The 12,678-nt window shown below is 57.1% G+C and carries 15 protein-coding genes and 1 tRNA gene; 12 read left to right on the top strand and 4 right to left on the bottom strand.

Annotation, left to right across the window (positions count from 1 at the left end):
- Position 1: 1 nt before the first annotated feature.
- The gene (locus TH468_RS12650; protein ID WP_007090408.1) at positions 2 to 796 is read right to left on the bottom strand and encodes a class II glutamine amidotransferase; all 795 of its coding nucleotides are present in this window, start codon (positions 794 to 796) and stop codon (positions 2 to 4) included.
- A 220-nt stretch (positions 797 to 1,016) separates the two neighbouring features.
- Here TH468_RS12650 and TH468_RS12655 point away from each other — a divergent pair.
- The 12 genes from TH468_RS12655 (at position 1,017) to TH468_RS12710 (ending at position 8,757) form a co-directional block, all read left to right on the top strand.
- A tRNA-Thr gene (locus tag TH468_RS12655) sits at positions 1,017 to 1,092 on the top strand.
- A gap of 197 nt (positions 1,093 to 1,289) precedes the next feature.
- Entirely contained in the window at positions 1,290 to 3,035 is a 1,746-nt protein-coding gene (locus TH468_RS12660; protein WP_085644595.1) for a hypothetical protein, read from the top strand.
- Positions 3,035 to 3,676 carry a hypothetical protein gene (locus TH468_RS12665; RefSeq protein WP_085644597.1) on the top strand — a complete coding sequence of 214 codons (642 nt, stop codon included), beginning with the start codon at positions 3,035 to 3,037 and terminating at the stop codon, positions 3,674 to 3,676. Before TH468_RS12660 ends, TH468_RS12665 begins: the two co-directional genes overlap by 1 nt.
- Positions 3,677 to 3,935: 259 nt before the next feature.
- A complete protein-coding gene (locus tag TH468_RS12670) occupies positions 3,936 to 5,129 on the top strand; it encodes an RNA polymerase sigma factor (RefSeq protein WP_085644599.1) in 1,194 nt (397 codons plus the stop codon).
- 230 nt (positions 5,130 to 5,359) lie between these two features.
- Positions 5,360 to 5,683 (top strand): RebB family R body protein, encoded by a 324-nt coding sequence (locus TH468_RS12675; RefSeq protein WP_007090412.1) that lies wholly within the window; start codon positions 5,360 to 5,362, stop codon positions 5,681 to 5,683.
- 202 nt (positions 5,684 to 5,885) lie between these two features.
- On the top strand, positions 5,886 to 6,221 hold the full coding sequence (locus TH468_RS12680; protein WP_007090413.1) for a RebB family R body protein: 336 nt from the start codon (positions 5,886 to 5,888) through the stop codon (positions 6,219 to 6,221).
- A gap of 126 nt (positions 6,222 to 6,347) precedes the next feature.
- Positions 6,348 to 6,647, top strand: coding sequence for a RebB family R body protein (locus TH468_RS12685; protein WP_085644601.1), 300 nt, complete (start codon positions 6,348 to 6,350; stop codon positions 6,645 to 6,647).
- 11 nt (positions 6,648 to 6,658) lie between these two features.
- Positions 6,659 to 6,904: a RebB family R body protein gene (locus TH468_RS12690; RefSeq protein WP_007090415.1), complete on the top strand. Its 246-nt coding sequence runs from the start codon at positions 6,659 to 6,661 to the stop codon at positions 6,902 to 6,904.
- A 235-nt stretch (positions 6,905 to 7,139) separates the two neighbouring features.
- Positions 7,140 to 7,364: a RebB family R body protein gene (locus tag TH468_RS12695; RefSeq protein WP_007090416.1), complete on the top strand. Its 225-nt coding sequence runs from the start codon at positions 7,140 to 7,142 to the stop codon at positions 7,362 to 7,364.
- Between the two features lie 93 nt (positions 7,365 to 7,457).
- Entirely contained in the window at positions 7,458 to 7,781 is a 324-nt protein-coding gene (locus tag TH468_RS12700; protein WP_037990938.1) for a RebB family R body protein, read from the top strand.
- 59 nt (positions 7,782 to 7,840) lie between these two features.
- The gene (locus TH468_RS12705) at positions 7,841 to 8,098 is read left to right on the top strand and encodes a RebB family R body protein (protein WP_071240510.1); all 258 of its coding nucleotides are present in this window, start codon (positions 7,841 to 7,843) and stop codon (positions 8,096 to 8,098) included.
- A gap of 89 nt (positions 8,099 to 8,187) precedes the next feature.
- The gene (locus tag TH468_RS12710; protein WP_085644763.1) at positions 8,188 to 8,757 is read left to right on the top strand and encodes a hypothetical protein; all 570 of its coding nucleotides are present in this window, start codon (positions 8,188 to 8,190) and stop codon (positions 8,755 to 8,757) included.
- A gap of 16 nt (positions 8,758 to 8,773) precedes the next feature.
- On the opposite strand, the gene TH468_RS12715 is transcribed toward TH468_RS12710, so the two are convergent.
- The 3 genes from TH468_RS12715 to TH468_RS12725 all read right to left on the bottom strand — a co-directional run bounded on the left by TH468_RS12715 (position 8,774) and on the right by TH468_RS12725 (position 12,509).
- A complete protein-coding gene (locus TH468_RS12715; protein WP_085644603.1) occupies positions 8,774 to 10,078 on the bottom strand; it encodes an adenylate/guanylate cyclase domain-containing protein in 1,305 nt (434 codons plus the stop codon).
- 167 nt (positions 10,079 to 10,245) lie between these two features.
- Positions 10,246 to 11,787 (bottom strand): ATP-binding protein, encoded by a 1,542-nt coding sequence (locus TH468_RS12720; RefSeq protein WP_085644605.1) that lies wholly within the window; start codon positions 11,785 to 11,787, stop codon positions 10,246 to 10,248.
- Positions 11,784 to 12,509, bottom strand: coding sequence for a response regulator (locus TH468_RS12725; RefSeq protein WP_085644607.1), 726 nt, complete (start codon positions 12,507 to 12,509; stop codon positions 11,784 to 11,786). Before TH468_RS12725 ends, TH468_RS12720 begins: the two co-directional genes overlap by 4 nt.
- Between the last annotated feature and the right edge of the window lie 169 nt (positions 12,510 to 12,678).

A 12,678-nucleotide genomic window follows, 5' to 3' on the forward strand; every position in this document is an offset into this window, starting at 1 on the left:
ATTACGCTGCGCCCTTGCACCCGGTCGCCGAAAGTGTCGGTTCTTCGCAGATATTCAAATCACGGCAAACATGCAGGGTATGGTTGGGTGCCACCGCGATCCAGCTATCGCTTTCGGCATCCAGCGGTTCGGACACGACAATCACATGATCCCCACGCTTGCGCCAGTAAAGTGAGGGCGGCTTGTCATCGCTGGCATGGCGGATGGCACAAACGCTTTCGCCATTTGACAGGCAGGCGGTGAAACGGAAGGGCGCAGTTGCACCGCGTTCGTTCATTTCACGTTCGACAACTTCGATGGTTTTGCGGATCGCGCGATGCGGATCGGTGCGCAAACCAAATGTCAGCATCAAACAGAAAATAAGCTCGCTATCGGTCGTGCCATGGCGGGTGGCGTAAAATTCATCATCGATCATCGCTTCCAGCACGCGCCGCACCAACGGATAATCCCCGATCTGGCCGTTATGCATGAACAGGTAATTGTCATGCGCAAACGGATGGCAGTTGGTGCGGCTGGTTTCGGTCCCCGTCGATGCCCGAACATGGGCGAAAAACATGCCTGATCGGATATGATGGGCAAGCGACCGCAGGTTCGGATCATTCCAAGCCGGAAGGATTTCACGATAAAGACCAGGCGTCTTGCGCTCGTCATACCAGCCGATACCAAAACCATCGCCATTGGTTGGCGTTTTGGCCTGTTCGGCATGCAGGCTTTGTTCAACAAGGGAATGGCGCGGCTCGAACACCAGTTTTTCAAGATAAACCGGATCTCCGATATAGCTCAGCCAGCGGCACATATGACTTCCCTTGATTGACGTTACGGCATGAAGCGGCGCGACGCGTTATCTATGCCGGGAAACTACATAACGGTCAATGTGATATTTATGGTTTTGGTCGATCTTCCGGCTGCCTTGCGCAATCTGCCGGATACAGTTGGGGATGGATAATAAAAAGAACAATAAAGCACTTGCCAACCGGGGGGATTATCCGTATTTTCCGCGCCACAAAATGAATCGTGCTGATGTAGCTCAGCTGGTAGAGCGGCGCATTCGTAATGCGTAGGTCGTAGGTTCAAATCCTATCATCAGCACCACTATAACCCCGTCGGGCTAACAGCCCTGCGGGGTTTTTTGTTGCCTTTCCCCGGACGCGACTTGACGTTTTTTGTCACAACCTCCGGTGCTCCCCGTCCTTTTGACATGTGAACCGTCGCAATCCTTGTGAAATCCGGTTCGGCGCAGGCGTGCACCCTCCGCAGCGTTTCGCAAGTGCAACCAGGGGATTGTCAGCATGACCGACAAAGACCAACAGCCCAACAGCACCGAAAATGGCGGAAGCAATCCCGCCGCCACCAACGGCCCCAAAAGCCCGGCCGTCGATAACTGGCCGTGGGCCCATGTGCTGGGTTTCGACACGGCAAAGGAATGGGGTCTTGACGCCGTCATTCCACGCCCGTCTTCGGCCTCCCCAATCCCCGATCCGTCCAGTGGCACGACCGGCGGCAACAATCCGGGGCCGCTCGATGGGCTATCGGGCCATGCACCACTGCAAGGCCAGAATCTGATCGAATATGCCATGCAGAAAATCGAACAAGCCCTTGGCCAACCGATGCAGGCGGTCCCGCCACTGTCATCTTATAGCTATGACGAATACGGCAACCTGACTACAACGGCGAGCGCGACCGTACCGGCTCCGGCTCCGGCCCCGCAAAACGCGGCATCGGAAACATCATCTACCGGCTCCGCCCCCCCCGACAACGGAGGCGACGGGGACGACGATCTCACCGACGAAGAAGCCCCCCCCCGCTTTCAGGACCACGACGATACCGCAACCACGCCAAGCCGCCCGGCACCCGGGACGCCCGGCGTCAGCGGCCCGCAGTCCTATCGCGTTGATCTGATCCGTGATGACGGCCGTGCGACACGGCTCGAAGGCAGCGTGACGTATGGCGATCTTTATCGCCCGCTTCTGCCCGAGCTATCCGGCAATGTCCAAAATGCCAAGACGCCGGACTGGTCGATCACACTTGATCAATTGCCCAACCCCGGCCCTACCGGCAGCGACACGGATGCCATCGTCACCGCACGGCTTGATGCCGCCGAAATCCCGGCTGATATCCGGCAATGGGCGCTATCGGCAGGGCCACAAGACATCAACACCGCCCGGCTGGCACTTGATATCCCGGCAACTCTGCCGTCTCTGACACGGGCCAGCATCATCGGTGGATTACCGTCCAGCGAATGGCACATGGCCGCGGCAACACTGGCAGCGGGCGGCAGCAGTACGGACAACTCCGGCACTTCGGTCCCGGACGCTGCCGAACCCGTTGCTCCGGCAAGCCTTGGCATGGATCAGCAACTCGGTACGATTGACAGCACGCAGGATCCGTTCATCGCCACCCTGCGCATCACATCGGCCATCACCAGCATCCCGACCTCGATCCCGGTTCAACTGCAATATACAGGTGCCCTGCCCAGCCCGATCTTGCAGGGTGACGTCCCTCTCACGACCGAAACCAGCCTGTCGCTTCGCATGCAGGTCATCGCCCCCACCGACGGTAAATCGGGCGCAACCCTTGTCGCGCTGATCCTGCGCGGGGCTGCGTCGGGCTTTTCGGTCACCGCACAACTGCGCGGCGATCACAAAATCTCAACCCCGACCGCGATGCTCGGCTGCATCGATCCGGACCAGGATACCGAATGCCGCGCAGAAAGCATGATCGCCAATGCGAATTCCAGCCTGCAAACCAGCCTGATCAGCATCACCGACGCCCCCGATGATGACGGGCTTGCCGCCTATGGCTTTGTGCTGCCCGCACCGTCCGGTAACGACAGCACCACCGACGCAACCCCGACCGGCAAACCGGACAAAGGCACAAATATCGCCAAATCAGCCCCGGCGAAGCCAGCATCGGTAAAGGGCAAGGCCACCATCACTGACAACACCAGCAGCCCCCCCGATGCTGACAGCAATAACGGCGATACCGGCACTACCGCCACCAACAGCCCCGGAAAAGCGGACAAGGGAGCCTCCTGATGACAAGCGGCCCGAACTTTCCCGGCGTCGAAACGGCAAGCAGTAAAAAGGATGCGGTAAAAAAGGCCTTCAATCAGGAATATCAGGCCACCATGAAAGCCATGGCGAATGCCGCGGACCGTGCACGTGCGCAAGTTTTGAACCAGAAACTCGCCGCGGGAAGCCACGCACAATCAAGCCAAAGCACAAAAACCGCCGCAACCGCCCCGAATGCGCCGGGCACCAACAACGCACCGTCAACCCCGATCGAGCCGGGCGCAATGGTCATGATCGAAATCGCCAATGAATTGCGCCGCATCATCGTCGCGGAAATTGACATGCGCATGAACCATCTGGCGGGACAGGTCGAACAGGCAATCGCACAGTCAATTCCGCCTGTGGCATCAAATGCACCTTCCGATACAAAACCCGCGGTCACCCAGCCTGCCGGAAGCGAAACCGGCACTGCCCCACAAACGCCTCAACCAAATATTCCCGCCACGCCGCAAAGCAACGCGCAAAACCCAAGCGCCGCAGCGCCTCCCCAACCTACACCTTCTCCGGAAACCGCCCCGTCGGAACACACCCGGCCCACAGTACCACAAACTGCCAATGCCGGTTCCGAAAATCCACCAAACGCCGCCCCACCGGCGGATGGATGATTCGGCTTTTGCCAAAGGTTGCAAGTCCGACCTGCAACTCGATCCCGCAGGAGGTGGGCCACGACCTAGGCGAGAAATCTGAAAAATATCTTTTAAAACAGAAGGTTAAAGGGTGCCATCTGCGACTTTCCCAGCCAAAAATTGCGCAACCTTAAATAGTATTTTTCTTTTTCTTCACAATTAAGACTGCGCGCCGTCATAATAGTCGCGAGAGACCTAAACAGCCTTTGGTTGTAATCTTTCTGAGGAGGGGTCCGAAGTGCAGTACGAAAAGAATACCGAACAGGGACAGACAGAACTATCGGAAAACGAAATCACGTTTGCCCAATCTCTAGACCATGCCTTGGAAAAGGCATTGGGGACAGGCGACAATGTCACATCAATCTGGTCGCACCTCAAAGATGAACAGCGCGCCAGACTGGCTGCAGACTACCTTGCCGCATTGAATACTGATTCTCGTAAAAGTAGCAATTTTGAAAACAATTCGCCAGCCTCACCCACCACGCCAGAGGCACAGCAAGGAACAGCAGCAGCCCACACAGCCCCCCCGCCAACCGGGCCAGAAACCTCTGCCGTGCCGCGTGGTTATCCGGAGAATTTCAATCCATTGGCCGGATTTCCGGGACTGGAACCATCGTCAAACGGCCCAAGCCCAACTGATATCATCGCCGGTAGCCTTGGCAATCCTGGCAGTCTTGCCGGGTTGGCCGGGTTGCAGGGAATGCCCGGCTCGCTAGGATTAGGCAACACCGGCAATCAGATCGACCAGATGCAGCGATCCCTGCAGGATGCGATGTCGCTGCTGGGCAATCTCGGTTTCGAACAACCGGCTCCTTGCCAGCCCCTTGGCACCCCACCGACACACGCCCCCCATCCACGGGCATGGCAATCCGATCCCCTCGACGTTTCCGACCTTCCCGGTATGGAACCGGCCGCGCCAAATTTCTGGCCGCTCTGGATGGATCAACAGGACAGCCTTCTTAAGCAATGCCTGAAACTGATGTCTGGCAATATGGATGACGCGCAGGATGCACTGTCCGAAGCCATGCTAAAGGCATCGGTAAAGTTCGAGGATTCAATGGACGAAATCCGTAATCACCGCGCATGGCTGTCACGGATCGTGCACAATGCCTGCATTGATCTGCATCGGCAAAACCGCCGAAAGGCGGAATACAAGGAAGAAAACCACGGCACTGCGGATGCCGCCCTGCCGCCGATTTCTGGTCGCAACGAACCCAGCCCCGAGGAATCCTTCCTTGCGACCGAAATGTTCGACCACCTTGAACGCGCCTTACGCGCCCTTCCTGAAAAACTGCGCAAGCCACTTCTGATGCGATGTGTCGAAGACCGCAGCTACGATGATATCGCGGTCAATCTCGGACTAAGCAATTGTGCCGTGCGTAAACGCGTTCAGCTTGCCCGCGATCATCTGCGTGGCGCAGGCATCCAGTAACCGCACGTGAAACCTGTTTAACGGGCAGAATGACAAATGCCATTCTGCCCGTCTCAACGCCGGGCTTGAAAAAGATCCGGCCCGCAAAAGACTTACAGAAATCCCCTTGCTGGTAAAAAAAATCATCCGTCCTGTCACAACCCCGAATTGCCAGCGTCGATAGGGTGAATTCGGGACGGAGAAACCCCGTCAGGATTTCCACCGCAAGCAGCATACGAAGGAGTTTTGAAATGGCGATTCCGACCCCGGTAAACGGTCAAATCACCGATGCCGTCACCCAGGCAAACGTCAAGGTGCTCGGTGATGCCCCGGCCATGGCTATGGGCTCGATCTTCCAGTCACTGGCCCATTCCACGGGCATTCTCTATGAAAATGCCGTCAGCGCCCAGCAGCAGCTTGGCATTTCCTCTCAGGCGGCAACCAACCAGGGTGTTATCCAGATCTATTCGATCGACACCATGGCAGATGCCGTCGCGACCTCGAAAATTGCCCAGAGCGACGTCCCCGACAACATGCTTTCGCTTCTGACCACCCTTCAGGCAGTCAAAAGCTAAGCCCCGTCCTCCAAGACCTCCCCGATTGGGCGGCCCGTTTTCCGACCGGCCGCCCAATATCGTTTCCCGGCAATTTCGCCCGCAGTTTTTGGCGGTTTGACGTCACAAAGGCACATCCCCCCCGTCAAATGACTGATCGCCGCGCACCACGCGGAACGGGCCGGTTTCCGGCATATTTATCCAGGCAACCAGGAGACAGATTATGGCTGATAATACCCCGGTCAATGGCATGATTACCGATGCAGTGACCCAGGCCAATGTCAAAGTACTGGGCGATGCACCGGCCATGGCCATGGGCTCGCTGTTTCAGTCGCTGGCACATTCCCACGGCATTCTTTACGAAAACGCCGTCAGCAACCAGCAGCAGGTCGGCATCTCGTCGCAGGCTGCAACCAATCAGGGCGTCATTCAGGTCTATTCCGTCGATACCATGGCGGGTGCCGTGGCAACGCAGAAAATCGCAACTAGCGACGTTCCGGACAACATGCTTGCATTGCTGTCCGCCCTGAAGGCAACCACCGGCACAGCAGTGTCGTAAACCTTCATTGGTTTCACCGCCCGAACCGGCCCGGCATGCAAAAGCTTGCCGGGCTTTTTTTGTGTCACAAATTCCGATCCTCACCGTCATTGCGATGTAGTTCACGCGCCAGCCAAGGAGACCGCGATGGCACCGGCAAATACCGACCCGTCCGACAACAATTCCGACGCAACCCCCGTCGCAGACGCGGTGGAAAATTTGCAGGATCAGGTATCCCATCAGATCAGTGACGCTGTCAGTCTGGTAAATGTTGGCACCCTTGGTGTCGGCCCGGCCTACGCCACCCTGCAATCCATGCTGGCACAGTCACAGGCACAGGGTGTTTTGATGGCCAACATGGTTTCCGGTCAGCGGCAACTATCCATGACCGGCATGGCCACCCTGACCAAAAGCATCGAACAGATGATGTCGCGTCCTAACCGATAAGGATCAGAACGATGAGCAACCCGCGCGAAGTCGACGAACAGATCACCGATGGCGTAACGCAAACAAACACCACCGTCATAGGCTCCGCACCCGCCATGGGAACCATGCAGACTTACCTGTCGCAGGCCCAGGCACAGGGCGTGCTGTTTGCAAACATGGTCAATGAACAGCAACAGCTTGCCGTCGCCAGCCTGGCGACCACCATGGAATGCGCCCGTAATACGCTGGCGATCGGGGACAAAGGCCCAAAGTCCTAAGGGGGGATAATAATGGGACAGCAAAGCGCCCCCCCGACCTAAAGAGCGCACCGCCTCCCGCCCCCAAAAGACCGGAAGATCCGAACAGCAATACCGAACTGAACGACGACGAACTTAAACGCCAGCAGGACGAATACGAAAGACAGAGACAGGCCGGACAATAACAGCACTTTAAACGGCTGCGTCGATTCTGACCCGACCTGCGGACAAACCTTCAAGACAAAGGCATGACGTCATGAGCGATATCGTCAATCCGCAAATCACCGATGCCGTGACTCAGACCAACGTCAAGGTGCTGGGCGAAAGCCCGGCACAGGCGGTATCAATCGCCCTGCAATCGCATTCCCATTCGACAGGCCTGGCTATGGAAAATGCCACTCTGACACAGGGAAACATGCAACAGGTCGCCAATACCGCAACCTCAAAACTGGTGGCCATGATCACAGCCCAAGCCGGTTGATAAAAAGGTCACCATTCAGGATTTTTGTCACAAAGATCAATCATCTGCGTCAAAACGGGTACGGTCATCGTGACCGCCAAATCGGAGGAAGAAATGGCTATTCCAACCCCAGTGAACGGTCAGATCACAGATGCGGTGACCCAGACATCGGTCAGCGTTCTCGGCTCGGCCCCGGCAAATGCCATGGGCATGATCTATCAAAGTGCCGCGCATTCGACATCCATCCTGTTCCAGAACGCTATCCAGGCCCAGCAACAGGCCTCGATGTGCTCGCAGGCCGCAACCAATATGGGTGTGATGCAGCTTTACTCGGTCAATACAATGGCCGGTGCGCAGGCAACAACCAAGCTGTCGCGATCCGACAACAGCAACACACTTCTGACCCTTTTGGTCATTTTGGCAGCAACTCGCCGGTAGGCAGCATTCGGATGTCACGCGCCGTGCGTGTTATCCGGCAATTTCAGTGAGGGCGTGACATGGCAGACAACACCCCGGTAAATTCCCAGATTACGGACGCGGTCACGCAGACCAACGTCAAGGTTCTGGGCGAGGCTCCGGCACAGGCAATGGGGCTCGTGTATCAGACGATGGCACATTCCATCAGTCTATCGATGCAGAACGCCATGCAAACCCAGGGCGGACTGCAACAGATCGGCAATGCCGTAACCTCCAGCGCGTGCAAAATGATTCTCGACAGCACCGGTGGCGGCATGGGTGGCGGCGGCAAATCCTGACGCCGCCAACATGATTTCCCACGCCTTAAACGTCCGGCAACTTTGCGCCAAGCTCCTGAAACCGACCTGTTAACGCGATGAGGCCCGTCATGGCTGACGAAAACGAAAATCCCCCAAAGGATACCCCTCCCGCTGGTGGAAATCCCGCCGATGAACAGGGTGCCGCCGATCCCGAAAAAGCCGAAGACAAAGCCTCCCCTGCGGCCGAAGCCCAAGGTGGTGCTGGTGACGGCAAAGCTGCCGGCGGCGACACTCCGCCCGCGAATGTTGGCACCGCTGGCGGAGGAGGTGGCGGTGGCGCAAACAACACACCGCTCAGCACCGCCCTTAACCCGCAAATCGTTCAGGCCGTCGGCACCACCAATCACGCCGTACTGAACGGGGCCGGTCCGGGCGCCAACGGGATCGCCTATCAAAAGGTCGCGCAGGCCGCCGCCTACGCCGTACAGGACAGCACCGATTACATGCGCAACATCATGTCGATGGCGTCTGCCACAACCGGTGTCGCGCTGCAAAAGATGCTGGTGGAAAAAACGACCGATCCCTATGCCGATATCATCAAGGCGGCAACGCAGGCCGTCACCGATGCCCAGCAAACATTTACCAATGTCGGTACGGCATCAAGCGGTGTGGTCAAGGATTTCGACAGTATGGCCTGATAATAGTGAAGCGGGATCATCCCGCCTGCATCAACTGGATACGCTCGCACGCTTCGGCAAAGTCCGGCGCAAACAGTTTCAGGCTCAAACCCGTGCCGTGAAGCTCGAAGGCGCCCATTTCTTCCGTCGGACAGGAAATGAACTTCGCCACCTGATGACTGACCAGAACCCGTTTGCCAAGCTGCTTGGTCAACTGTTCGATCCGGGCGGCTTCGTTGGCCGCCTGCCCGATCACGGTAAAATCGACCCGGTCGGGCACGCCGACATTGCCGTAAATCACATCACCAACATGCATGCCAAGCCCGTAATCAAAGGCCGGCAATCCGGTTTCTTCGCGCTGGCGGTTAAGCTGATCGATATTAAGCTGCGCCTCGGCTGCGGCGTAAACCGCGGCCGTACAGGCCTGTTCCAGATCCTGCTCATCCTCGCGGATCGGGAAAATCGCCAATGTCGCATCCCCGATATAGCGTAAGACCTGCCCGCCATGCTTCAGGACCGCACCGGCCGTCGCGGCAAAGAAATCATTCATTTCGCCCAGAAAAGCATCATCCCCGACACTGGCGGCAACCGATGTCGAATTGCGCATATCGGAAAACCAGATCACTGCACGCGTCTTGGTACTGTCGCCCAGCTTGATCTGCCCGTCGCGCACCCGATGCCCGGCATCCGAACCCAGATAGGTTTCAAGGATCGTCTTGGTTTCTTCGTGCATGATGCGCATTTTGCACGACACGGCAAAACGGCGCTGGATCGATGACAGGATTGCCAGATCCTCGTCGGTAAAGCCGCTGGGCCGACGCGTCATATAGGTCATGAAGATACGGTTCGTACCCAGCGTGCTGTCGCGGTCCGTGGTAAAGGGCGTCATCAGCGCCAGATAATCCGTGCCGCCGGATTTGCGGAAAGTCTGCAAAACATTGAAATCAAGGATCGCCCCCGGCCCGATCAGATGGCGACGCATGAAGGTGACATCGTTATCGGACATCCACTTCATCGGGCTATCAAGCCAGTCGGGGTTCTTTTCGCGCACATCAAGATGCAGCGACCGTTCAACCCGGCCCTCATCCTTGGACCAGATATAGGAAACGCCTTCATACAGCGGATGCAGGGTCTTGAAACCAACCATGACTCGTTCGATCGGAATGCCCGCGGCAACAAGCCGCGACACCATGCCTTCAACAATCGCGTCAATATCGGTATCGTCGAGTGCGCGCTCCATCAGCCAATCATTGACCGCCCGCACAAAGCCACCGCCAGACAGGGCACTGTTCGTACCCGGCAGCGACGTGACATTGTTGTTGGACTTCGTGTTTTCCGGCATGACGGGCTCCGTCCGATTCTTAAGCGACTATGACATGAATATGACATCGCATAAATGGGACAGGCTTGTGATTTCGCAATCGCAAAATCGCAAAAACTGCACTGACCGATATTATTCCTGACAAATTTCGGTCAATCCAGCGAAACCTTTTGCCCAAGCCCCCGGGATCACTGCGCAATCGGCGGAAGGTAAATCCGCGCCAGAAGCCCGCCAGACGGCGCATCTTCCAGATAAATCTCGCCGCCATGCGCCCGGATCGCGGTGCGGGCAATCGCCAGACCAAGGCCAATTCCACCCGTTTCACGATTGCGCGAGGACTCAAGCCGGAAGAACGGCTCGAACACCTGATCGCGCTGATCGGGCGGAATTCCCGGCCCGTCATCACTGACTTCGATCCACATGCCACCATCATCGGCGGGCTTCAACGATACGTCGACATGATCGCCAAATGTCAGGGCATTTGACATCAGATTGCCCATCGCCCGCTTGATCGAAAGCGGACGGCATGGATAAACCCGTGGTGCGCCAGCACCCACGAACCAGATCGGTCGCCCGGTTTCGGCAAGGTCTTCGACCGCGGCCTCGATCAGGGCGGCAATATCGATTTTGCGGGTCGCCTCGTTCGCGGTTTCTTCGCGCGCAAAGGTCATGGCCGCTTCGACCATCTGTTCCATTTCATTCAATGTCTCGATGATCCGCGACCGGTTTTCCGCATCCTCGACAAATTCCGCCCGCAGCCGAAGAGACGTGATCGGAGTGCGCAAATCGTGCGAAATCGCGGCCAGCATCCGGGTCCGATCCTCGACAAAACGTTTCAGCCTTGCGGTCATGCGGTTGAACGCCTTTGCTGCACGGCGGATTTCAAGCGGGCCATCTTCGGGCACCGGTTCGGGATAATCACCACGCCCCACACGGTCGGCGGCCTGTGCCAGAACTGCCCAGGACCGTGTCATGCGACGCGCCAGGAAAAACGCGATGATCCCGATCAGGACCGCCGAAATAACAATACGCAGGATATTTTGCAAAACCGCACGCGGCGGCGGTGCAACACCATTGATCCGCGCTTCCAGCCAGACAACAGGCTGTACACTTTCAGCCCCCCCCGATACGGCAGCGTTTGCCGTAACCCCCACCGGGAAGATCGGCACACTAATCTGCATTAATGGTGCGGCAACACAGTCAAGGTGATCAAAGAAACGCGGCCCGTGATGTCCGTCGCGAACAAAGTCATCCTTGCGCCATTTCTTGTCGCGATCATCATCGTCATCGTCACCATGCTTTTCGTGTTTCTTTTTCTCGCGCTCCTCAACCGCCTCACAATCATCCTCCGACAGGATATGCACTCGCGCGGGCACCGCGGGACCGTCAAGCGCCTGATTAAGCCGCTCGCTCAGTGTATAACTGATGTCAGACATCGGCAGGCTGTTATCGGGCTTGTCCGCCAGACGCATGATGCTTTGCGGCGACTGGCCGACCTTCAGGACATCACGCCAGTTTTCCGATGGGGTCGCCGACAGAATGCGCGAAATCGCAGCAACGCGCGCCAATGCACCACCACGCCGCTCGCTTAACAACGCATCACGCCGTTCTTCGGCCAAAAGCAATCCTAACACCACATGGGTCAGAACCACGGCCCCAAGGATTAGCAACACCAGCTGCCCGACAAGGGTTTCTGGCCATAAACGGGAAATGAAACCGCGCAGTTTCATTTTTTCACCACGTCGCAGGTAAACATATATCCCCCGCCCCAAACGGTTTTGATCAGGGTCGGGTTCTTCGGGTCGGGTTCGATCTTTTTGCGCAGGCGGCTAACCTGATTATCAATACTGCGATCAAACGGAATGGCTTCGCGCCCCTTGGTCAGGTCAAGCAACTGGTCGCGGTTCAGCACCATATTGTGGTGATCGACAAAGGCGCATAACAGGGCAAATTCACCAGCACTCAGCGGCACGACAACATCGTTTTCGTCACGCAATTCATGACGCGTACGATCCAGTATCCAGCGATCAAAGGCAATTTCACCCCCGGCCTTCTGGCCGCGCCGCCCGCTTGGCAAACTTTGCGCCCGACGAAGCACCGCCTTGATACGTGCCAGCAACTCACGCGGATTGAAAGGCTTTGCCAGATAATCATCCGCCCCCATTTCAAGGCCGATGATCCGATCGGTTTCCTCGCCAAGGGCGGTCAGCATCACAACCGGCACGTCATAATTCTCGCGCAGCCACCGGCAAAGACTCAATCCGTCTTCGCCAGGCATCATCAGATCGAGCACGATCAGATCGGGCAGAACATTCTCCCCCATCAGCTTGCGCAATTCACGCCCGTCAGACGCCAGCGTCACGCGGTATTCATGCTGGCGCAAATACCGCCCCAGCAGATCGCGAATATCGCGGTGGTCATCAACGACAAGAATGTGGGCCGGATCACTCATCAAGCTGTGCCTGTCTTTCAAAGATTATCTGATCCCAGTTTATCGCGCCCGGTGCCCCATCAAAAACAGCAATTTGTATCAGATTGTCGCAAAAGCCCGTTTTGGTAGACATTGCGACCATTTCCCCGGTTTATCGGGATCATTTCGCGACAAATCAGCTTCATAAAGG

Source organism: Thalassospira sp. MCCC 1A03138, assembly GCF_002115785.1.
Lineage (GTDB): Bacteria > Pseudomonadota > Alphaproteobacteria > Rhodospirillales > Thalassospiraceae > Thalassospira.